Annotated in this window: 26 protein-coding genes; 17 read left to right on the top strand and 9 right to left on the bottom strand. The window is 59.3% G+C overall.

The features are described from left to right. Positions 1 to 22 precede the first annotated feature (22 nt). A complete protein-coding gene (locus AB3G45_RS08585; protein WP_367830147.1) occupies positions 23 to 1,114 on the top strand; it encodes a glycosyltransferase in 1,092 nt (363 codons plus the stop codon). On the opposite strand, the gene AB3G45_RS08580 is transcribed toward AB3G45_RS08585, so the two are convergent. Next, positions 1,081 to 2,361: an O-antigen polymerase gene (locus AB3G45_RS08580; protein WP_367830146.1), complete on the bottom strand. Its 1,281-nt coding sequence runs from the start codon at positions 2,359 to 2,361 to the stop codon at positions 1,081 to 1,083. The two genes, AB3G45_RS08585 and AB3G45_RS08580, sit on opposite strands and share 34 nt — an antisense overlap. 201 nt (positions 2,362 to 2,562) lie before the next feature. Here AB3G45_RS08580 and AB3G45_RS08575 point away from each other — a divergent pair, with 201 nt between their 5' ends. The 7 genes from AB3G45_RS08575 (at position 2,563) to AB3G45_RS08545 (ending at position 7,352) form a co-directional block, all read left to right on the top strand. Next, entirely contained in the window at positions 2,563 to 4,071 is a 1,509-nt protein-coding gene (locus AB3G45_RS08575; protein WP_367830145.1) for a PAS domain S-box protein, read from the top strand. Continuing rightward, entirely contained in the window at positions 4,061 to 4,687 is a 627-nt protein-coding gene (gene fixJ, locus AB3G45_RS08570) for a response regulator FixJ (RefSeq protein ID WP_367830144.1), read from the top strand. The genes AB3G45_RS08575 and fixJ overlap by 11 nt, the downstream gene beginning before the upstream one ends. A 199-nt stretch (positions 4,688 to 4,886) precedes the next feature. Continuing rightward, the gene (locus tag AB3G45_RS08565) at positions 4,887 to 5,204 is read left to right on the top strand and encodes a type II toxin-antitoxin system HigB family toxin (RefSeq protein ID WP_367830143.1); all 318 of its coding nucleotides are present in this window, start codon (positions 4,887 to 4,889) and stop codon (positions 5,202 to 5,204) included. Next, positions 5,194 to 5,574, top strand: coding sequence for a type II toxin-antitoxin system HigA family antitoxin (locus tag AB3G45_RS08560; RefSeq protein WP_367830142.1), 381 nt, complete (start codon positions 5,194 to 5,196; stop codon positions 5,572 to 5,574). Before AB3G45_RS08565 ends, AB3G45_RS08560 begins: the two co-directional genes overlap by 11 nt. 16 nt (positions 5,575 to 5,590) lie before the next feature. Further along, on the top strand, positions 5,591 to 5,953 hold the full coding sequence (locus tag AB3G45_RS08555) for a recombinase family protein (RefSeq protein ID WP_367830141.1): 363 nt from the start codon (positions 5,591 to 5,593) through the stop codon (positions 5,951 to 5,953). Next, positions 5,851 to 6,768: a recombinase family protein gene (locus tag AB3G45_RS08550; protein ID WP_367830140.1), complete on the top strand. Its 918-nt coding sequence runs from the start codon at positions 5,851 to 5,853 to the stop codon at positions 6,766 to 6,768. The genes AB3G45_RS08555 and AB3G45_RS08550 overlap by 103 nt, the downstream gene beginning before the upstream one ends. After that, a complete protein-coding gene (locus tag AB3G45_RS08545; protein ID WP_367830139.1) occupies positions 6,765 to 7,352 on the top strand; it encodes a DNA resolvase in 588 nt (195 codons plus the stop codon). Before AB3G45_RS08550 ends, AB3G45_RS08545 begins: the two co-directional genes overlap by 4 nt. A gap of 118 nt (positions 7,353 to 7,470) precedes the next feature. Here the strand turns inward: AB3G45_RS08545 and AB3G45_RS08540 are convergent, their stop codons facing one another. From AB3G45_RS08540 to AB3G45_RS08515, 6 genes are all read right to left on the bottom strand, one after another. Further along, positions 7,471 to 7,911: a DUF6527 family protein gene (locus tag AB3G45_RS08540; protein ID WP_367830138.1), complete on the bottom strand. Its 441-nt coding sequence runs from the start codon at positions 7,909 to 7,911 to the stop codon at positions 7,471 to 7,473. After that, the gene (locus AB3G45_RS08535) at positions 7,911 to 9,086 is read right to left on the bottom strand and encodes a ThiF family adenylyltransferase (protein ID WP_367830137.1); all 1,176 of its coding nucleotides are present in this window, start codon (positions 9,084 to 9,086) and stop codon (positions 7,911 to 7,913) included. Before AB3G45_RS08535 ends, AB3G45_RS08540 begins: the two co-directional genes overlap by 1 nt. Continuing rightward, complete coding sequence (locus tag AB3G45_RS08530; protein WP_367833538.1) at positions 9,061 to 9,501, bottom strand: multiubiquitin domain-containing protein; 441 nt, start codon at positions 9,499 to 9,501, stop codon at positions 9,061 to 9,063. Before AB3G45_RS08530 ends, AB3G45_RS08535 begins: the two co-directional genes overlap by 26 nt. Continuing rightward, the gene (istB, locus tag AB3G45_RS08525) at positions 9,494 to 10,306 is read right to left on the bottom strand and encodes an IS21-like element helper ATPase IstB (protein ID WP_367829797.1); all 813 of its coding nucleotides are present in this window, start codon (positions 10,304 to 10,306) and stop codon (positions 9,494 to 9,496) included. Before istB ends, AB3G45_RS08530 begins: the two co-directional genes overlap by 8 nt. After that, complete coding sequence (istA, locus tag AB3G45_RS08520; protein ID WP_367829875.1) at positions 10,296 to 11,822, bottom strand: IS21 family transposase; 1,527 nt, start codon at positions 11,820 to 11,822, stop codon at positions 10,296 to 10,298. Before istA ends, istB begins: the two co-directional genes overlap by 11 nt. Before the next feature lie 89 nt (positions 11,823 to 11,911). Further along, complete coding sequence (locus AB3G45_RS08515) at positions 11,912 to 12,103, bottom strand: hypothetical protein (protein WP_367830136.1); 192 nt, start codon at positions 12,101 to 12,103, stop codon at positions 11,912 to 11,914. A gap of 100 nt (positions 12,104 to 12,203) precedes the next feature. On the opposite strand from AB3G45_RS08515, the gene AB3G45_RS08510 reads away from it, so the two are divergent. From AB3G45_RS08510 to AB3G45_RS08500, 3 genes are read left to right on the top strand one after another with little or no spacing between them, the layout of a single operon-like run. Beyond that, complete coding sequence (locus tag AB3G45_RS08510) at positions 12,204 to 13,769, top strand: recombinase family protein (RefSeq protein ID WP_367830135.1); 1,566 nt, start codon at positions 12,204 to 12,206, stop codon at positions 13,767 to 13,769. Beyond that, the gene (locus tag AB3G45_RS08505) at positions 13,769 to 14,677 is read left to right on the top strand and encodes a plasmid partitioning protein RepB C-terminal domain-containing protein (protein WP_367830134.1); all 909 of its coding nucleotides are present in this window, start codon (positions 13,769 to 13,771) and stop codon (positions 14,675 to 14,677) included. Before AB3G45_RS08510 ends, AB3G45_RS08505 begins: the two co-directional genes overlap by 1 nt. Beyond that, entirely contained in the window at positions 14,677 to 15,576 is a 900-nt protein-coding gene (locus AB3G45_RS08500; RefSeq protein WP_035219763.1) for a plasmid partitioning protein RepB C-terminal domain-containing protein, read from the top strand. The genes AB3G45_RS08505 and AB3G45_RS08500 overlap by 1 nt, the downstream gene beginning before the upstream one ends. A 459-nt stretch (positions 15,577 to 16,035) precedes the next feature. Here the strand turns inward: AB3G45_RS08500 and AB3G45_RS08495 are convergent, their stop codons facing one another. After that, a complete protein-coding gene (locus AB3G45_RS08495) occupies positions 16,036 to 16,260 on the bottom strand; it encodes a hypothetical protein (RefSeq protein ID WP_035219765.1) in 225 nt (74 codons plus the stop codon). Between the two features lie 36 nt (positions 16,261 to 16,296). Then, entirely contained in the window at positions 16,297 to 16,485 is a 189-nt protein-coding gene (locus AB3G45_RS08490) for a hypothetical protein (RefSeq protein WP_035219767.1), read from the bottom strand. A gap of 534 nt (positions 16,486 to 17,019) precedes the next feature. Between AB3G45_RS08490 and AB3G45_RS08485 the strand changes: the two genes are divergently transcribed. The 6 genes from AB3G45_RS08485 to arsH are packed head-to-tail and all read left to right on the top strand — an operon-like array spanning position 17,020 to position 20,538. Further along, a complete protein-coding gene (locus AB3G45_RS08485) occupies positions 17,020 to 17,373 on the top strand; it encodes a helix-turn-helix transcriptional regulator (protein ID WP_160788093.1) in 354 nt (117 codons plus the stop codon). Beyond that, positions 17,370 to 17,786 carry a GNAT family N-acetyltransferase gene (locus tag AB3G45_RS08480; protein WP_229341985.1) on the top strand — a complete coding sequence of 139 codons (417 nt, stop codon included), beginning with the start codon at positions 17,370 to 17,372 and terminating at the stop codon, positions 17,784 to 17,786. Before AB3G45_RS08485 ends, AB3G45_RS08480 begins: the two co-directional genes overlap by 4 nt. A 38-nt stretch (positions 17,787 to 17,824) precedes the next feature. Then, positions 17,825 to 18,352 carry an arsenate reductase ArsC gene (locus AB3G45_RS08475; protein WP_367830133.1) on the top strand — a complete coding sequence of 176 codons (528 nt, stop codon included), beginning with the start codon at positions 17,825 to 17,827 and terminating at the stop codon, positions 18,350 to 18,352. After that, a complete protein-coding gene (arsB, locus tag AB3G45_RS08470; RefSeq protein ID WP_230809299.1) occupies positions 18,352 to 19,410 on the top strand; it encodes an ACR3 family arsenite efflux transporter in 1,059 nt (352 codons plus the stop codon). The genes AB3G45_RS08475 and arsB overlap by 1 nt, the downstream gene beginning before the upstream one ends. A gap of 2 nt (positions 19,411 to 19,412) precedes the next feature. Next, positions 19,413 to 19,835 (top strand): arsenate reductase (glutaredoxin), encoded by a 423-nt coding sequence (gene arsC / locus AB3G45_RS08465; RefSeq protein ID WP_035219779.1) that lies wholly within the window; start codon positions 19,413 to 19,415, stop codon positions 19,833 to 19,835. After that, positions 19,810 to 20,538 carry an arsenical resistance protein ArsH gene (gene arsH / locus AB3G45_RS08460; protein ID WP_035219897.1) on the top strand — a complete coding sequence of 243 codons (729 nt, stop codon included), beginning with the start codon at positions 19,810 to 19,812 and terminating at the stop codon, positions 20,536 to 20,538. The genes arsC and arsH overlap by 26 nt, the downstream gene beginning before the upstream one ends. Positions 20,539 to 20,766: the final 228 nt, after the last annotated feature.

The following is a 20,766-nucleotide window of genomic DNA, read 5'->3' as shown; positions in this document are numbered from 1 at the left end:
CGCACCGACGGGCGGGGGCACAATGCGGATCGTCAACATCATGCAATGCACGGAACTCGGCGGCATGGAGCAATCCTCCTTCCGGCTCATGGCCGGGCTGCAGGGTCGAGGACACCGATGCTCCGTCGTTTCCCTCACGCCGCTGGGAAAACTCTCCCCGTATCTGGAGGCGGAGGGCATTGCGGCGCTCGGTCTTTCCTATCGCGGCAAACTCGGCTGGCGCAGCTTTCCCGATCTCCGGCGCGCCTTGAGAAAAGAAAGCGCGGATGCCCTGATCATGACCGGCAGCAACCTCCTTGCCATGCTCGCCCTCGGGCGTCTTGCGGCGGGCAGAAGGCTCCTGGCCATGCACTTCCACCACGGCGTCCGTCCGGCCTGGCAATGGCGCCTGTTCTATCGAATAGCCTGTCGTCGCTTCGACGCGATCAGCTATCCCTCGGATTTCGTTCGCACGGAGGCGGAGGACATCGCCCCCTTCGCTTCTCCCCTCTGCCACACCGTCCGCAACCCTCTCGCCGCCCCCGTACCGCCCGACCAAGCACAAAAGCAGCACGCACGCAAGGCCCTCGGATTACCCGCCGATGTGCCGCTTGTCGGCAATGCCGGTTGGCTTATCCCGCGAAAACGGTTCGACGTCTTCCTCGACGTCGCCGCCGGCGTGGCGAAGGCAATGCCGTCCGCAAAATTCGCGATCGCCGGAACCGGCCCGCAAGAAGATCGCCTGAGAGCGCATGCCGAGAATCTGGGCATCGCCGACCGGGTGATCTGGCTCGGCTGGGTGGAGGACATGCAGAATTTCCACCTGAGCCTCGACACGCTTCTCTTCAACTCGGATTGGGATGCCTGGGGCAACACGGCCGTCGAAGCCATGTCCTTCGGCGTGCCGGTCGTCGCCTCGGTGCTGAATGGCGGCCTCAAGGAAATCATCGACCAGCCGGCCTACGGCACGCTTCTCGATACCCACGACATCCCCCGCCTCACCGGTGCCGTGCTCACCCAGCTTCAAGGACGCGGCGGCCACACGGGCGCGAACGGCCGAAAACGCTCGATCGACATGAGCGATCCGATGCATATCGTGGATCAGGTTGAGATGCTGCTCAGGCTCGCCTGCTGAGGATGCCCCTCGTCACGCGCCCGAATGCGCGCGAAAAGGAGGCCCGGTACCATGAAGAACGAGATATGCACCCAGGCGATGACGATCTCGTTGGTGAAATGCGTCACCACCAGCATAGCCGGCATGACGGAGAGCATGTACAGCAGTTGCATGACGGTATTGCCACGCATCGCACGAGTATAAATACCCGCGAGCAGGGCTGCGACCAAAGCAAATTTCAAACAGCCAAAATAGGAGAATGACGAAAAGGCATCCATCATTCCCGTCGGTGTGGTGCCCGGCGCGGGTTTATAATCGATCGAATATTGCAATGGAGTGCGGATATAAAGGGAATCCTTGTACGCAGAGCCGATCAACTGCGCCGGGACATAGGAATGAACAAGCGTGTTCCAGTGCGTCACGCCGAAATCATAGGCATTGTTTTCGGAGACATAGGAAAGCGAAAAGGCGAGATTGCGGAATTCCGGACCGCCCTCCTTGAGCAGCTTGTGCCAGTTTTCCGCCGGGTTGATGTTGAGAACCGCCTGCCAGTCCGGCCGCCCGCCACCGTAGTAGGTAGCGTTGCGATATTCCCCGGCGGTCAGCAGGCCAATGACGGTAAAAAACAGGCTCGCGGCAACGACGAAGCGGGGCACGACGTAGCGCCGCTGAAACCACAGCGCGAGAGCGACCATCAAGGCCAGCTCTGCGGCGTCGCCGCGGCGCCCGGCGATCACGATGCGGTCGAAATAGAACACTCCGTCGAACAGGATGATCCAAAGTGCCATCCACGAACGACGGCGCGCAAAACAGAGAAGCGCGATCGCCAGCCCATAGGTGAGCAGCTTGGCGAAGAAGAGATAAGCGACCGCGGTGCCGGTCAGGAAGCCGCGCAGGCGCTGGTCGTCGTCGAGCTGGCCGAACTTATGGAAGAAATACGCGCCGGTCAGCGACAGCACGGCCGAATAGACAAGCAACCGCCCCTCGCTGAATGAAGGATCCCAACGGGTTCCGGACTGCCGACCGAGCGCCCAGCCGACCGCACACATCACGAGGCACAGCCAGGAAAAGAACACCGCCCGCGTCAAGGCGCCGTCCTGCGGCATGAAACGGTCGTCGATGAGACCGGGAATCTGCGGCAGGACGAAGGTCAGGAACATGGCCGCAGCAAGAAACGGAAAGCTGTAGAACCCGCCACGCCGCCAAAATCCGCCGGCCAGAAGGATCAGCGACGTCAACAGAAGAAGCACAGTGCAGATCCATACCATGGGCGGACCTCCGGCCGTTGGCATGGACATGATTGCGGGAAGACCGGGCCTGCACAACGCAGCCGTTCGACGTAGCGCCTATATTCCACGCCCCCAGTTAGAACATCTCCACCTTCCTTTCATGTCCGGTCGGCTGTATCTTTGAAACCGGTCAAACCTGTCCTCCCGATGACGCCCGGGTTGGCGTCGCGATGGAAAGCCATGCCGGTGCGCGATATACCCGGATTCCAGGGACGCCTCCTTCAGGCGATCTTTTCACGCCGCTTCGAAGGAACGGCCGGGTACAGATTGGCGCTGCTATCGGTGGCGAGCATTTTCGGCGTCCGCTGGCTGCTTCACGGCGTGCTGGGCAACACCGTGACGTTCATTCTCTTCATTCCCGTCATACTCATCGCCGCAATATTGGGCGGCATGGGGCCAGGTCTTCTCGCTCTCACGCTTTCAATCGTAGGTGCGACCTTTATCGCCGGCCCCAACGGGACAATCTGGCTTCAGGTCGGGGTCTTCGCTCTGGTCGGGCTGGCGATCACATGGATGGGCGAGATGCTGCACCACGCGCGCCGGGCCCTTGACCGAACGGAAAGGGCGCTCAGGATACGCGAAGCGCATCTTCGGTCGATTCTCGACACCGTGCCCGACGCGACTGTCGTCATCGACGAACAGGGGCTGATCACCTCCTTCAGCGCCGCGGCCGTGCGGCAGTTCGGCTACACGGAATCCGAGGTGATCGGCCACAATGTCAACATGCTCATGCCCGAGCCTTATCATCGCGAGCACGAAGGATACATCGAGCGTTATGTCACGACCGGCGAGAAGCGAATCATCGAGATCGACCGCGTGGTCGTGGGCCTGCGCAAGGACGGTTCCACCTTTCCCATGAAGCTCGCGGTGGGGGAGGTTCGGTCGGGTGGTGGCCGGTTCTTCACCGGTTTCGTTCACGACCTGACAGAACGCGAGAAGTCCGAGGTACGGTTGCGGGGAATCCAGAACGAGTTGGCACGGCTCGCGCGCCTCAACGAGCTGGGAGAGATGGCCTCCACACTAGCGCATGAGCTCAATCAGCCCCTCGCGGCCATTGCGAACTATTCGCAGGGCTGCGTCCGGCTGCTGGAGAGCATGGCGGAGGCGCCGGCCGCCCAAATGCGGGAAGCCCTGGAGGATACCGCAAGGCAATCGCTGCGCGCCGGGGAAATCATCCGCCGTCTACGCGAATTCGTCACCCGCGGCGAGACGGAGAAAGCCCCCCATGATTTGCGAAAGCTGATCGAAGAAGCCGGCGCGCTCGCGCTTTTGGGCTCCAAGGAACTCGGTGTCCGATCAGTTTTCGCTTTTTCGCCTGGTACCAAAGAAGTGCTTGTCGACCGCATCCAGATTCAGCAGGTTCTCATCAATCTGATGCGCAACGCCATCGAAGCCATGCGCGATGGCGAGCGCCGAGAACTCATAGTGCGCACGCTGCCGGATGGCCCCGATCAAGTAATCGTCGAAGTCGAGGATACGGGACCGGGCATCTCCGACGAGATCGCAGCCCGCCTGTTCCAGCCCTTCGTCACCAGCAAGGCAAGCGGCATGGGCATAGGGCTATCAATATCCAAACGTATCGTGGAGGCCCATCGGGGCGGTATTTCGGCGCGCCGCAACGAGAATGGGGGGACGACGTTCCGGTTCTCGTTGCCGATCGCCGGGCAAGGGGAGAAGCATGAAGCCTGACAGCTATGTCGTGCATATCGTCGACGATGAAGAACCGGCCCGCAAGTCACTGGCCTTTCTTCTCAGCATATCCGGTTTTACCGTGCGGGTGCACGAATCCGCCACAAGCTTTCTCGCTGCCGCGCCAACGCTTGCCAACGTCTGCCTGGTAACAGACCTGCGCATGCCCGATATGAGCGCCATCGAACTGCTGGAAAAGCTTGGAGCAATCGGCGTCCTCCCCCCGACGGTCATCATCACGGGGCACGGCGATGTGCCCATGGCGGTATCGGCGATGAAGGCCGGCGCGGTCGATTTCATCGAGAAGCCGTTCGAGGACCAGACCCTGATTGATGCAATCACACGGGCCGCAAGCCGGCTGGAGGGCACGATCGAAGTCTCCGCCGACGATAGACTGTTGCGCGCGCGTCTGGACAGCCTTTCGGATCGCGAGCGTCAGGTTCTGTCCGCAGTGGTTTCAGGCCTGCCCAACAAGACGATCGCCTACGATCTCGACATCAGCCGGCGGACAGTAGAGGTTCATCGCGCCAACATCATGTCGAAGATGCAGGCCAAAAGCCTGGCGGAACTCGTCCGCATGGCCATCGTCCTCAAGGTCGCCAGCGCTCGTCACTGAGACCTGCCGCAGGGCAATCCAACTCGTTCGGTTACCATTGCCTTCGGATCTGGGGCGGTTCAAAACGTGGCAGGAACCAGTGCAAGGGACTGTAAGCGAATATCGCCTTCCAATCGTGTCGATCCCGGTAGGGCAAATGTTCAGCGGGATATTTTCATAAGCAATTGATCCCAATGCGGGATCACGATAAGGTTATTTAATGAGAATTATTGCCCGTCGGACCTTGCGGGAGTTTATCGAAAGCCTTGCGGGGCAGAAAGATCAACCCGCCGCAAAGGCAGCACTCGATGCCTGGTTCGATGAAGTCAGCAAGGCGGAATGGGCAAGCTCCGCCGATGTGAAGCGGCTCTATGCGAGTATCGTCAGTTCGGAGCGGATCGTCTTCAACATCAAGGGCAACGATTATCGCCTCGTGATGGCGGTCGATTTCGAGAAAGGCATCGTCTGGATCAAGTGGATCGGCACACACAAGGCATATGACAGGATTGACGCAACAGAGGTGAAGCATGGCGATTGATCTGAAGCCCATTCGCACCGAAACGGATTATGAGGCCGCACTTGCCGAAGTCGAACACCTGTGGAGCGCCAAGAGCGGCACGCCGGACGGTGACCGCCTCGATGTGCTGGCAACGCTGATCGAAGTCTATGAGGCGAAGCATTGTCCGATGGACCCACCGGACCCGATCGAGGCGATCAAGTTCCGGATGGAGCAGCAGGGGTTGACCCGCAAGGACCTCGAACCGATTTTCGGCACCCGGAACCGCACATCGGAAATCCTCAATCGCAGGCGCGGCCTGTCTATCGAGATGATCCGGCAATTGCATGATCGTCTCGGAATATCGGCGGATGTCTTGATCCGGCCAAGCCGTCTCGAAAAGGCCGCCTGACGCGAAAGGACAGCGGATGACTCGCGTTGCGATCTACGCTCGCTATTCCTCCGACAATCAGAGCGAAGCCTCGATCGAGGATCAGTTCCGCATTTGCCGTGAGCAGGCGAAACGCGACAGGTGGAGGATGGTCGGAACCTATAAGGATGCGGGCATTTCTGGCATAAGCATGATCTTGCGGTCGGGCATCCAGTCGCTACTGCAGGACGCTCAGACGGGCCAGTTCGACGTAGTCCTTGCCGAGGGCTGGACCGTATCTCGCGCGACCAGGCCGACGTGGCGACCCCGTTCAAGCATCTCAAGTTCGCCGGCGTTCCGATCGTTACGCTGGCTGAAGGGGAAATCAGCGAACTGCATGCCGGCCTCAAGGGCACGATGAACGCGCTGCTCCTCAAAGACCTTGCCGACAAGACGCGACGCGACCTGCGCGGTCGTGTCGGGGACGGCAAATCCGGCGGTGGCCTCTGCTGCGGCTACAAGGTCATCAAGAAGCTGGACGGACGCGGCGAGCTCGTCCACGGTGACCGGGAGATTGACGAACAGCAGGCCGAAATAGTCCGTCGTGTCCTTCGGGAATTTGCCACCGGCATCAGCCCGCGCACCATTGCCAAGGCGCTGAATGATGAAGGCATTCCCGGCCCGGAAGGCAAGCTGTGGAATGACACGACGATCTGCGGCAATCCGAAGCGCGGCACTGGCATCGTCAACAACGAGCTTTATATCGGCAAGCTGATATGGAACCGGCTCCGCTACATCAAAGACCCTTCGACCGTAAAGCGCGCCTCCCGGCTCAATCCGGAATCGGAATGGATCGTCGAGGACGTTCCAGAACTGCGCATCGTTGGCGACGAACTCTGGCAGGCCGTGCGCGCCCGTCGAGGCGAGATCGCCGAGAAGCTCACGAAGGTCACCGGAGCCGTGCGCGCACACCAAAAAAAGAACCGGCTGAACGGAGCGCGGCGGCCTAAGTCGCTGCTGTCGGGATTGGTGTTCTGCGGCGGCTGCGGTGGCCTCTACTCTCTTGGCAGCGCCAACCGTTTCACCTGCTCGAACCACATCCGCAAGGGTTCTTGCTCAAACAGCCGCACGATCCCGCGCGGGGAGCTGGAGCAAGAGGTATTGGCTGGCCTCAAGGACCGCATGACGTCGCCAGAGATCGCGGACGAAGCGATGCGCCCTATGCGGAATACGTGAACCGGCAGAACCGGGAGCGCCGCTCCAATAGAGGGACGTGGAAGGCGGAACTCAAGAAAGTCCAAAAGCAAATCGCGGAGATCGTTGAAGCGATTGCCGATGGCATGTACCACCCGTCGATGAAAGAGAAGATGACGGTTTTGGAGGCTCGCAAAACCGAATTGACGGCTCTCCTTGTCGATGTTCCTGACGACGTTCCCGACCTGCTGCCGAGCGCTTCGGCGATCTATGCTAAGAAGGTTGCGAAACTGACGGAAGCGCTGAACAACCCCGAAGAGCAGGTACAGGCGGCGGAAGCCCTGCGGATGCTGATCGAGAAGATCGTACTCACGCCAAGTCCGAACCGTGGTGAGATCGATGCGCTTTTGTACGGCGAGCTCAGTCAAATTCTGAATTGGGTCGAGCGTAAAGCCATTGGAAAGACTTCGAAAACGAGAAAACCCGCCGCAAGTGCGACGGGTTTGTTAGAATCAGTGGTTGCAGGAGGGCGAGTTCAACCGGGACTTCACTTCGAGCCAAAACGGCTCAGAAGCGCTGGTTGCGGGGGCCTGACTGCACGGAGACTTGTAAATTCAGCTAGATAGCTCCCGCATTGGCGACAACTATTTCCGCCCATATAACATACCCAGCAGCAAGTGGGCAGCCGCACCGTCGATGCCGGATGATGCGGCTGAGTTGGAGATGCACTCTGCATCACACCGCTCAAAGACCGAGCCAGTCCTTAAAGCGATCAATGAAGCCCTTCCTCTTTCCTGGAACCTTGGGTGGCGCAGAAGAAGTGGCGGGCGGCGCGGTATTGACCTGACCGTAGTATCTCTGCTTCGCGCCACGGTCACGACGACGTTCTGCCTCGATTTGTTCATCGCTCCACGCGCCGGCTTCGATGACGTTACCGCGCCTTATGATGTAGTGTGATCGACACCGCAAGGTCCAGCTACCAACGGAAGGGCTGAGCGAAATAGTTTCTCCGTCGAAGTCCATGTGCCAGTCAGTCGGAGTGAACGGCGTGACAACCTCTTCGCCGCACCCGCAGCAGCAGCTATGGGCCGCCGTCGCGTATTCCATCGAAATGTAGAGTATTCCGGGCTCCAACTTGTCCGGAATGAGAGAGTTGAAGCGGTGCTTGAGACGTCTATGGAACATTACGACCGGTCCTCGTTGAGCAGCATGTTGCCATCCGTCGTAAACGTGCTGTGGTGTTCATTCTCTAGGTCGCGGTAAAAGCCGCGCAGTTTCTTCCACTTCATGACAGCTAAGGCTGCATTGAGCATGTTGAGGTCGGCGACCTGAATGTTAGTGGCATAGACGGCATCGGCCGGCGCGCTATGGAAGGAGATACGCCCATTGTGAACGTGATCGCGCTTGGCAGGCGTGCTGGCGGTGACGCGGAGAATGCCACCGAGCGAGCCATCAACCAGTTCGAGGCCCATCCCGACGTCGATGAACGAGACGCCCATCGCCTCGAGCTTAGCCACCACTGCTCGCTTTGCATCGCCTGCATCCATCGAGAGAAAGGCGAAGGTGATGCCATCCAGCAAATACACGTTGCTTGCGCCGAGGTCGACGACATGAGGGACGATCCCCCTATGCATATGTGAGTAGATCGAGGCGAAATATTCCACCTTCGGCGCTGCCGCCCGCAATTGGTCTATCGAAGGTGCTCCAGGCGCACGGAATGCGTTATGCTGCAGGAAGGTGTCGCCATCGAACAGGTGAATCTGATCAACGGGCGTCTTTGCCGTTTGATCCAGGATGTAGCCCCCGGTTCCGCCGAGCCCAATGATGCCTATCTTTTCGCCTTCCAGGCGTTCGGTGAGGGCACCGATACCGGCACGATCTGAGGCGGTCTCGGTATAGTGGAATGGCGAGACCGCCTGATCTTCGGGAACCTGGAAAACCCGCGGGCTCAGGCCCGGCTGCAGAACCGCTGCAGGGCCGGCGACGATGTTCGCGTACGCGGTCATCTTCTTATGGTAGTCCGAGTACCCTTCGGCCGGCTTGCTGGAAAAGGCGTGACGTGATGTTAGACCGTGCCCCAATTCCGACGTCACACTCTGATGCATGATCGCGGAAATGGGGCGGCCATCGGCGTGGCACGGATACTCACCATCGAAAAACATCACGTGCGTGTCGGGGCGATGGGTCCGGTCCCCAGCCATGGTAAGGCTGGAGATCAACTTGCCCATTTTCACCTGGCGGGAAGCGTTGACGTAGGGCACCTGGTGCATGACCAGGTAACCCCCGCGCTGCTCCACGACATAGCCTTCGTCGCGAAGCTGCTTGAGATCGGGGTTAAGACTGAACGGTGCGGGTGACATTGAATATTGTCCCTTTCTTGACCGTTACGACACCGCCGATGCCCAGCTCACCTTGATGGGGCTTGGACTTCGCATGGCGATAAGTCATGGAGAACACTACGTTGGCTTCCGGGGCACCCGGAAAGGCCAGTTGCACGATCTGCTCGAAAGTCACGTCCGGCCCGTCGACAATGCGTGGGCGGGCATTGACGATGATCTCAATCTGAGAACGCGGCTTGGGAGCAGTAATGAAGTGCTCGATGCCAAGCTCGTCGAGGTCGACGAGATCTTCGGGCTCGATCAACCGGTCGGTGCCACCCGGTACCTCAAGGAAAACAGCTTCGTCAGCACCGGGTTCCGCGAGGGCGTAGAGTGTTGATTGCCACTGAGAACTGACCCGGCGTTTCCACCGAGAATTGACCCGCCTGTTAGGTATGTTTCGGGTCTGCGGTCGTGGTCAAGTTCCTCGTTTTCTCCTTTGTCGTTTTGGTGTCGTGCGCAGAGCTGTTCTTGAAGCGGAAGCTGTCGTTTCCGGTTTCAAGGATGTGGCAATGATGGGTAAGCCGATCGAGCAATGCCGTGGTCATCTTGGCATCACCGAAGACGCTGGCCCATTCGCTGAAGCTGAGGTTCGTCGTGATGATGACGCTGGTTCGCTCGTAGAGTTTGCTGAGCAGGTGGAACAGCATCGCACCGCCCGACGCGCTGAACGGCAAGTAACCGAGCTCATCGAGGATGACGAGATCGGAGTGGACGAGCCGATTGGCGATCTGGCCGGACCGTCCTTGCGCCTTTTCCTGTTCCAGCGCGTTGACCAGCTCGACCGTCGAGAAGAACCGGACCCGCTTATGGTGGTGCTCAATGGCCTGGACACCGATCGCCGTAGCAATGTGCGTCTTGCCCGTGCCGGGACCGCCGACCAGGACGATGTTGTTGGCATCGTCGAGGAAGCCGCAGCCATGGAGTTGCTGCACGAGCGCCTCGTTAATCTCGCTGCTGGCGAAGTCGAAGCCGTTCAGATCACGATAGGCTGGAAAGCGTGCTGTCTTGAGCTGATAGGCCGTCGATCGGACCTCTCGTTCGGCCGTTTCCGCCTTGAGAAGCTGGGACAGGATCGGAATGGCCCCCTCGAACGCCGGCGATCCTTGCTCGGTTAGTTCGCCGACAGCTTGTGCCATGCCGTGCATCTTCAGTTGCCGCAGCATAATAACGATTGCGCCGCTTGCTGGATTATGACGCATGGCGAGCCTCCGTCTTTCTCAGGGCATCGTATCGTTCGACATTGGCCTGAGGCTCGTTGATGAGCGTCAGGGCTTGCGGCGCATTGATGGTCGGCGGCGTGAAGGATTTGCCGTCGACAAGTCGATGCAGCAGGTTCAGCACATGCGTCTTGGTCGGAACGCCGGACTTCAGCGCCATTTCGACTGCCGACAGGACGGCCTGTTCATCGTGCTGAAGGACGAGCGCCAGGATATCGACCATCTCCCGGTCTCCGCTTGGCTTCTTGAGCAGATATTGCTGCAAGGTCCGGAATGCATCGGGGAGCTCGGCGAACGGTGCGCCATTGCGAAGCGCACCAGGCTTTCGCTGCACCACCGCCAGATAATGCCGCCAGTCGTAGATCGTCTGCCCTGGCCTGTCGTGGGAGCGGTCAATGACGCGACGATGCTCGCAAACGATTTGTCCTTCTGCGGCGACCACAATACGGTCTGGGTAAACCCGTAGGCTCACCGGCCGATTGGCGAAGGATGCCGGGACGCTGTAGCGATTACGCTCCAGATGCACGAGGCAGGTCGGAGAAACACGCTTGGTGTATTCGACAAACCCATCGAAAGGTCTGGAAACAGGCATAAGCGCGGGTACTTCCTCCGCCCAGATGTCGGCAATGGTGCCGCGCATCTGACCGTGGGGCGTCTTGGCCCAGAACTCCTTGCAACGCTGCTCAAGCCAATCGTTCAGGGCCTCCAGTGATGGAAAGCGCGGGATCGGTTGAAAGAAGCGATGACGCGCATCCTGCACGTTCTTCTCGACTTGTCCCTTCTCCCAGCCGGAAGCCGGATTGCAGAACTCGGGTTCGAACAGGTAGTGGCTGGCCATCGCCTGGAAGCGGACATTGACGTCACGCTCTTTGCCGTGGCCGACCTTGTCGATCGCGGTGCGCATGTTGTCGTAAATGCCACGTCCCGGGATACCTCCGAACACGCGGAATGCATGATTGTGGGCATCGAACAGCATCTCGTGCGTCTGCAGGAGATAGGCCCGCACGATGAAGGCCCGGCTGTAGCTCAGCTTCGTGTGCGCCACCTGCAGCTTGGTGCGCTCATTGCCGATGATCGCCCAGTCCTCTGACCAGTCGAACTGGAAGGCTTCGCCGGGGTCGAACGCCAGGGGCACATATGTCCCGCGGCCGGTCGTCTGCTGTTCCCGCTGTCGATCATCACGCCATTCCCGAGCAAATGCTGCCACGCGATTGTAGGACCCCTCGTAGCCGAGGCTCACCAGATCGGCGTGCAACTGCTTCATCGTCCGCTTCTGCTTGCGGCCCTTTTTGGATTCCGTCTTCAGCCAGGCCGACAAGCGATCCGCAAATGGATCAAGCTTGCTCGGCCGCTCAGGGACCTTGAACTTCGGCTCCACGCCGTCCAGGCGCAGGTATTTGCGGATGGTATTCCGGGATAGGCCGGTCCTGCGGCAAATCTCCCGGATCGATAGTTCTTCTCGAAAATGCCAGCGTCGGATCACGCTCAATAACGCCATGTCGATCACTCCATAGCCCCCGCTGAAAACATGCGAGGGAAGGTTGGAACATGGGTCAATTCTCAATGGAAATATCAGGCCACGCCGGGTCAGTTCTCAGTGGCAATCAACAAGTTCAGCACCGTTCTGTCCGACGCGCCCGTCCAATTCCCCACAGCGATCGCAAAGTCCGGCCTTCCCATACTTTCCTGCTTCAACGCAACACTGATGACTTCAGGATAGTTGAAGCGTGTCCGGCGACCTTTTCCATCCCGGATATTATTTCCGTTTTTCTGCAACATCCTTCCAAACGGCTCCCATAAGTTGAAGACGTCGAAAGATTAGGTGACCGGTAGTTACAAACATCCGCATGGACCTGATCGTGTTGCTTCAGGGGCGTGCATGATTGGACTGATCGATAATACATCCGCCGTTTCGGCAAGCGCTCCGATACGCGCAGCCCAGTATCTTCGGATGTCGACCGAGCATCAGCGCTATTCCACTGAGAATCAGGCAGGCGCGATTCAGGACTATGCTGCGAAAAACAATATCGAGATCGTGCGCACATATTCCGACGAGGGCATCAGTGGCCTTACATTTGAAGGTAGGCCGGGCATCAGGAAGATGATTTCCGATGTGGAAAGCGGCAACGCCGATTACGAACTGATCCTCGTCTACGACGTGAGCCGCTGGGGTCGCTTCCAGGACCTCGATGAAGGCATCTATTATATGCACCATTGCAAGAAAGCCGGCGTCCGCGTGGAGTTCTGCGGAGAGCGGTTTCAGAACGGTGGCGACATCGGTTCGAAAATCCAGCTTCTCGTATCGAACAGTTCTGCGAGCGACTATAGCCGGGTACTTTCAACGAAAGTGCATATGGGGCAAACGACCCTTATCAAAAAAGGTTTCCGGCAAGGGGGACCGGCAGGATTTGGTTTGCGCCGGCTTCTCGTGGATGACTCCGGCAATGCGAAGTTCCAGCTTCGTCGCCTCGAACACAAGAGTATCCAGACGGACCGAGTGGTTCTCGTACCAGGACCACCTGAAGAGATCACCGTTGTCAGGCGCATCTATGCGGACTTCATCGAACGCGGCTTGACCGAACAGCAGATCGCAAACCGCCTGAACTGGGAAGGAATTCACACCGACCTCGAACGCCCCTGGACGCGCAGTACCGTTCGCCAGGTTCTCACCAACGAAAAATACATTGGCAACAACGTCTGGAACCGGCGATCTTTCAAGCTCAAGACCAAGCGCGTGCAAAACGATCCTGCACTTTGGGTCAGGGCCGATGGCGTGTTCGAATCAATCATTGATCCGAAGCTTTTCAATGCGGCGCAGAAAATTATCGCTACCAGGTCGCACCGGCCCGACAACGAGGAGATGTTGAACGCGCTGCAACGCGTACTGCAGCGCCACGGCTACCTCTCCGGGCTGATCATCGATGAGGCGGATAGTTGTCCCTCCGCCGGCGCCTATCAAAGCCGTTTCGGCAGCCTGCTACGGACGTATAAACTCATCGGATATCAGCCGGATCGCGACTATCGCTATGTCGATATCAATCGCCGTCTCCGCCAACAGTATCCCGACATAATAACGAGCGTCATCTCGCGAGTGCACGAAACAGGCGCGAGGGTCAGAAATGATGGCGCCAGCTCCATGTTCATCGTGAACGAGGAAATCCGCGCGTCGCTGGTCTTGAGCCGCTGCCACATTAGCACAGCCGGCCGAAAGCGGTGGTTCATTCGCTTCGATACCAGCCTCTGTGCGGACATTACCATCGCCGCAAGAATGGAACCGGAGGAAGCCTGTATCAAGGATTTCTACATCCTGCCTGCGCTCGACTGTTCCGGCGAGAAGCTACGCCTCTTCGAAAACAACGCCAGCGAACTTGACGTTTACCGGTTCGACACCCTCGACGCCCTGTACCACCTCGTCAAGCGCACTAGGATCAAGGATATCATCTGATGGCAACACGTCCGACAGAGCATCATGCTGGCCACGCACAGCAGATCGTTTCCATTCCCATTGATAGAATACGCATTCTCAATCCCCGGGCGAGAAGCAAGAAAACCTTCGCCGGCGTCGTCGAAAGTATCGCCACTGTGGGACTGAAACGCCCGATCACGGTTGCGGAAGCCGGCATGGATGAACAGGGGCAGCGATACGAGCTCATATGCGGCCAAGGCCGGATAGAGGCCTTCAAGGCGCTCGGCGAGACCCATATTCCAGCGATGATTATAGCTGCTCCTGAAACGGACCGCTATCTGATGAGTCTCGTCGAAAACCTGGCCCGCCGGCAGCACTCCAGCCAGGATCTCCTGAACGCCGTTCAGGTGCTTTCAGACCGGGGATACACCAATGTGCAGATAGGCCAGAAAACCGGGCTGGATCCGAGCTACATCCAGGGAATCCTCCAGTTGCTGCGAGCAGGAGAAGAGCGCCTCATAACCGCCGTTGAAAAAGGATGGCTGCCGCTTTCCCTGGCCGTCGAAATCGCTCGATCCAGCGAGGCCGACGTCCAGATCGCTATGATGGAAGCCTACGAAACTGGAACTCTAAAGGGGGACCAGCTTCTGAAAGTCCGGCGGCTGATCGATAAACGCAAGGCGTTCGGTCAAAAATACCAAAAGGTGATTCAGCGCAACGAGAAGCCCATGACGGCAGCAAGACTCGCGCAGACCTTCCAGGAGGAAGTTCGGCGCCAGCGCCTCGCCATCCAGAAAGCGGATGTAGCGGAGCAGCGGTTGCTCTTTGTCGTCTCCGCCATGCGCAAGCTGCATTCGGAGGAGCATTTTCGGACGCTGTTGCGAGCGGAGGGGATCGTCGATATGCCCAAGCCGCTCGCCGATCGTATTTCCGGAGGGAAAAACTGATGAGCCGCTCCACCTTCGAACAGCATACCATTACGGTGCTTGTAAACGACATTCTGCCGACGCGCACATTGTCACCCAGTCTGCGGTACTCCTCAAAGTTCAAGACGATTCTCGCGTCGATACAGGAAGTTGGCATCATAGAGCCGCTGGCGGTGTTTCCCGAAAAGGGCGGGAAAGATGGGGGCAGAAAATACATTCTTCTCGACGGCCATGTGCGGCTCGAATGCCTGAAGGTTCTTGGCGCCACGCATGCCGTTTGTCTTCTTTCGAAAGACGACGAAGGCTTCACGTTCAACCGGCAGGTCAATCGGCTGAGTGCTGTGCAGGAGCACCGCATGATCATGCAGGCAATAGCCAAAAAGGTTCCTGCGGAACGCATAGCCAAAGCCCTGAGCGTGAATGTGGAGCGTATCCGCGAACGCCAGCGCATGCTGGACGGTATCGCGCCCGAGGTGGTGGAATTGCTAAAGGACAGGCTGGCGGCGCGCGGCGTGTTCCCTATCCTGCGCAAGATGAAGCCAATGAGGCAGATCGAAGCCGCCGAAATGATGATCGCGGCAAATCGCTTTACAATCACCTATGCCACTATGATCCTCTCGGCGACACGCCCTGATCTTCTTCTGGAGCCGAAGAAGCCTAAGCCGATAGAGGCCTCTGCGGAAGACATTGCCCGCATGGAGCGGGAGATGGAAAGGCTCTATCACGACTATCGAACCGTTCAGGATACGCTTGGCGACACGATGCTCGTCCTCGTCGTTGCCAAAGGTTACGTTTCCCGCCTGCTAAGAAATGACGCCGTTGTGGACTATCTCCTGCGATACCATGCCGATTTGGCGGGAGAGCTCGAAAAGGTCATGGAAGCGATCAAGGCGGACGCCATGTCCTTCGAAAGAGAATGACTGCTTGAAAACATCTTCTTTCGCGGGGTTTGCTGAACTGTTTCAGATCAAAGACGGCACAACTATCAGGCACCCTGGATGGCGAGGGCATGCACGCTAGTCGGACAAACACTCATGCCCTCGCCAGCGCCCTGCCTCGACGATGACGAAATCGCCATCCGTGAAAGGTGTGCGTGGAGCTGCTCCTGAACGGCGCGGCAAGCCAGTCATGACTGCGGTTCTCCTTAGGGGCAGCAATGATCGGCCACCATTGTTTTGGCCGGAGAGTGTCGACGCGCCGCCCACAGAAACAGTGAACGATGATATCGGCGATGCCTTCGTATCGGTCGGCTGTGTCTCAGGCCCTCTGCTCTTTCGTGCAGGAAATGCTCTCGGTTTTTTCATGGCACCCCCTACCGACACACCGGCCGTAGTACACGTAGTACAATAGACACCGTTGAGCACGCCCGCTTAGCGCGCCTAGCTGCGCTTTCTCAGCGGCATCCTGACGATTTCTGCAGACAGAATATCCGGTTTCATCTTGTCACCGGGTGCGCCGTCGATCTCCTCACAGGTGATCGCTTTCCTCATTTGCTCGACCCCAGACCAAGTCGGTGGCGGCGTGAATATCCCGAGCAATTCCGCACGCAGGCCGTCACCGCGTTGCGTGGTGATGGAATGCAGGCTTTGCAGTAAGGTTACCATGGTTCTTCCCTCCGTTGCCATTCGACGTCCGCCTCTTCAGACTGCGTTGATGTGTCTCAGCGCTGTAGAGTGCCCCCAGATGCGATAGCGCGACGGGTCGCCCTTTGGATCGTCGAGGGGATCAACGTCCGGAAACAGCTCGCGCTCCAGCAAGGTCTGCTCGATCCTCTCTGGGTTCAGAATGCGCTCGAGATCATCTAGCTGCGACGCGGCCCACTCGACCATTCGCCTCAACGCGGGACGCGACTTTTCATCCGCTGGGCTGTTGTAGGCGCTGATCCAGCGCTTCAGTTCGTCTGATCCGCGTTATGCATCGACGAGTTGCCCGAGCAGCGCCAACCGCTGACTCTCTCGCTGGCGGCGTGCCGCCGCCAATTGCTGCCGGCGGCCGAGACCCTGCGGATCGAAGATGTCTGGATCGGCCATTTGCAACTCCATCGGCACTATTGCCGACAACAATACGACTGCCGAACAGACGTGCGCCCTCCGAATATTGCTTTCAAATCGAAAACAGCCAGATGGCAAAACCGATGGCTCTTATTTCGATTTGAAAGCAAGGACCGGAGAGAGACGCACCGCATCGACTTCTATGTTCGACCGACGCCGAACCTGGAAGGAAAAGACGATGCGTGAGACTATTCGCTTTGCATGGGGGATCAGCTCCCTTGGCGACTTTGTGGTCGCCATGTCCGAGAAGGGTACACGACGTTAATCTCCGCCCGCGATTGACAATCTCAATATATCCGATAATCTGGATATATGGATAACAACACAGCAATTGCGGCGCTCGGCGCCTTGGCACAGACCACGCGACTGGAGACCTTCCGCCTTCTTGTCCGGCACGAACCCGACGGCATCCCGGCCGGTGAGCTCGCCCGCCTCATCGACGTACCGCAAAACACCATGTCGGCGCATCTCGCAACGCTTTCGCGGGCAGGCTTGGTGACGAGCGAGCGGCAGAGGCGGTCGATCATCTACCGGGCAAACCTCAACGGCCTGCGTGAGCTGACGCTATTCCTCCTGAAAGACTGCTGTGGCGGATCGACGGAGCTTTGCGCCCCGCTCATCGCCGAGTTGACGCCCTGCTGCGCCCCGGAGGCGAAGCTGTCATGAGCGCGATCAGGTTGGAGCGGATTGAGGGCAACGACGCTGACCTCAAGGCAGCCTTGACGGACGCGCATCTGCCAACTGATGACATCGAGGATCACGGCCGCACCTTCTTCAGGGCGCAGTCATCGGATGGCAGGGCTGTCGGTTTCATCGGTGTCGAGCGCTGCGGCGACGATTTTCTCCTCCGTTCGGTCGTCGTGCTTCCCGATCATCGAGGGCAAGGACTGGGGAGCGCTTTGGTCGAGCGGGCGGTGGCGGGTCTCGACCATGCCGGCGACGTCTTCCTTGCCACGACGAGTGCAGCACCGTTCTTCACGCGCATCGGATTTCTGAAGTCCAGCGGAACAGCGTTCCCGCAGCCGTGCTGGCGACCCGCCAGCTTTCCTCCATCTGCCCATCATCGGCGACCATCATGAGGCTTATCAAGCCGCCGACCTAACCACGGACCACGACCATGACCGATAAGACCTACAACGTGCTGTTCCTCTGCACGGGCAATTCCGCTCGTTCTATTCTCGCCGAATCCATCCTCAACAAGGAGGGCGGCGGACGATTCAAAGCCTTCTCCGCCGGCAGCCAGCCGAAGGGTGAGGTCAATCCGCATGCCCTGAAGGAACTGGAGGCGCTCGGCTATCCCTCGACGGGTTTCTCGTCGAAGAGCTGGGACGTGTTCGCAGAACCCGGCGCACCGCAGATGGATTTCATCTTCACCGTCTGCGACAGCGCCGCCGGCGAAGCCTGCCCGGTCTGGATCGGCCATCCGATGACCGCCCATTGGGGTGTGGAGGACCCTGCTGCCGCTGTGGGCTCGGACGTCGAGATCCAGCGTGCCTTCGCTCAGGCCGCACGTTTCCTCAAGAACCGGATCGCGGCCTTCGTCAACCTGCCGCTGGCCTCCATCGATCACATGGCGCTTGAGACGAAGCTTCGCCAGATCGGCGCGATGGAAGGCGCGACGTCGCCGCAGGGAAAGTCCGCCTGATGTCCACGTTCGAGCGCTATCTGACCATCTGGGTGTTCCTGTGCATCGTCGCCGGTATGGCCCTCGGCCATTTCATGCCCGGCCTCTTCCAGATCGTCGGCGCGACCGAGATCGCCAAGGTGAACATCCCCGTCGCGATCCTGATCTGGCTGATGATCATCCCGATGTTGCTGAAGATCGATTTCCGGTCTCTCGCGCAGGTTGGCACTTACTGGCGCGGCATCGGCGTCACGCTGATCATCAACTGGGCCGTCAAGCCGTTCTCCATGGCGCTGCTCGGCTGGCTGTTCATCGGCTGGCTATTCCGCCCCTACCTGCCTGCCGACCAGATCGACTCCTATATTGCCGGCCTGATCATCCTGGCCGCGGCGCCCTGCACGGCCATGGTGTTCGTCTGGAGCAACCTGACGCGCGGTGAGCCGCTGTTCACGCTGTCGCAGGTGGCGTTGAACGATGCCATCATGGTCGTCGCCTTCGCGCCGACTGTCGGCCTGCTGCTCGGCCTCTCCGCCATCACCGTGCCGTGGGATACGCTCGTTCTTTCCGTCGCCCTCTATATCGTCGTGCCCGTTATTATCGCGCAGATCATCCGCCGCCGGCTCACGGTTGACGGTACGACGCGGGCACTGGACGGCGTGCTTGCAAGATTGCAGCCGGTCTCGCTGGTGGCGCTGCTCGCGACGCTGGTTCTGCTCTTCGCCTTCCAGGGCGAGCAGATCATCGCCCAGCCCGCCGTCATCGGCTTGCTCGCCGTGCCGATCCTGATCCAAGTCTATTTGAACTCCGGGCTCGCTTATCTGCTCAATCGGATGACCGGCGAGCGGCATTGCGTTGCCGGGCCATCGGCTCTGATCGGCGCCAGCAATTTCTTCGAACTCGCGGTTGCCGCCGCCATCAGCCTGTTCGGCTTCCAGTCCGGCGCGGCACTCGCCACCGTCGTCGGCGTTCTCATCGAGGTTCCGGTCATGCTCTCGGTCGTCTGGATCGTGAACCGTTCGAAGGACTGGTACGAGGCCGCCCCCGCTGTTTCCAGAACCACCGCCACCGAAAAGCACTGACCATGGACGCGACCATCTATCACAACCCCGCCTGCGGGACGTCCCGCAACACGCTGGCGCTGATCCGCGCTGCCGGCATCGAACCTGTTGTCATCGAGTATTTGCAGCAGCCGCCGACGCGCGAGCAGCTTGCGACGATGATCGCGGACGCTGGCTTGAACGTTCGGGAAGCTATTCGCGAGAAAGGCACGCCTTATGCCGAACTCGGTCTGGACAACCCAGACCTGACTGACGAGCAGTTGCTCGACGCGATGATCGCAACGCCGATCCTGATCAATCGCCCCTTCGTCGTGACACCGCTCGGCACCCGGCTCGCCCGCCCGTCTGAAGCGGTACTCGACATTCTGCCCGACACCTTCAAGGAGCCGTTCTTCAAGGAGGACGGTGAACAGGTTCTCGATCAGGAAGGAAAGCGCATTGCCTGACACATTTCCCGCATTGCAGGGCGATCACCTGCACTCGACCGATCTCGACGCCCTGCGTCCGGCATTCTCGACGCACAGGCCGCGCATCCTGATCCTCTACGGTTCGTTGCGCGAGATATCCTATAGCCGCCTGCTCGCATTCGAGGCCCGCCGGCTGCTCGAACGGCTCGGATGTGAGGTTCGCATGTTTGACCCGAGGGGTCTGCCGCTGCCTGACGAAGCGCCGGTAAGTCATCCGAAAGTGCAAGAATTGCGCGATCTTTCGCAATGGTCGGAAGGGCAGGTCTGGGTGAGCCCGGAACGCCATGGCGCGATGACCGGCATCATGAAGTCCCAGATCGACTGGATTCCACTCTCGGTCGGATCGGTCCGGCCGACGCAGGGCAAAACCCTCGCCGTCATGGAGGTCTCGGGCGGCAGCCAGTCCTTCAATGCCGTGAACCAGATGCGCATTCTCGGCCGCTGGATGCGGATGGTCACCATCCCGAACCAATCCTCGGTCGCCAAAGCCTATCAGGAGTTCGACGCCGATGGCCGGATGAAGCCCTCGTCCTACTACGACCGGGTGGTGGATGTCTGTGAGGAGCTGGTGAAGTTCACCGTCCTCACGCGCGACGCCTCCGCCTACCTCACCGACCGCTACAGTGAGCGCAAGGAACAGGCGGCCGAGCTTGAGAAGCGTGTATCGTTGCGGTCGATTTGAAGGGCTTCGCTCATGTCGGATGCGCGAACGTCATGCCTCGTGCCACAGCCAGAATGCTGACCGAAGCCTGCGCTTGCAAAACTTGACGTTGGAATCCGTCGATCGGGAGACGCAAGTGCCATCACATACATGCCGGTGTGCCCGCCGACCAACAGCCGTTGCGGTCAATACGGCCCGTTAGCCCCCACCAACGGAACCATCAAAATCCAAGCGCCCATGGTTGCAATC

Origin of the sequence: Shinella sp. S4-D37 (genome assembly GCF_040812195.1) — a bacterium.
Taxonomy (GTDB): domain Bacteria; phylum Pseudomonadota; class Alphaproteobacteria; order Rhizobiales; family Rhizobiaceae; genus Shinella.
Note: the sequence above shows the minus strand (reverse complement) of the source record. Positions and strands in the feature narration are given on the sequence as shown.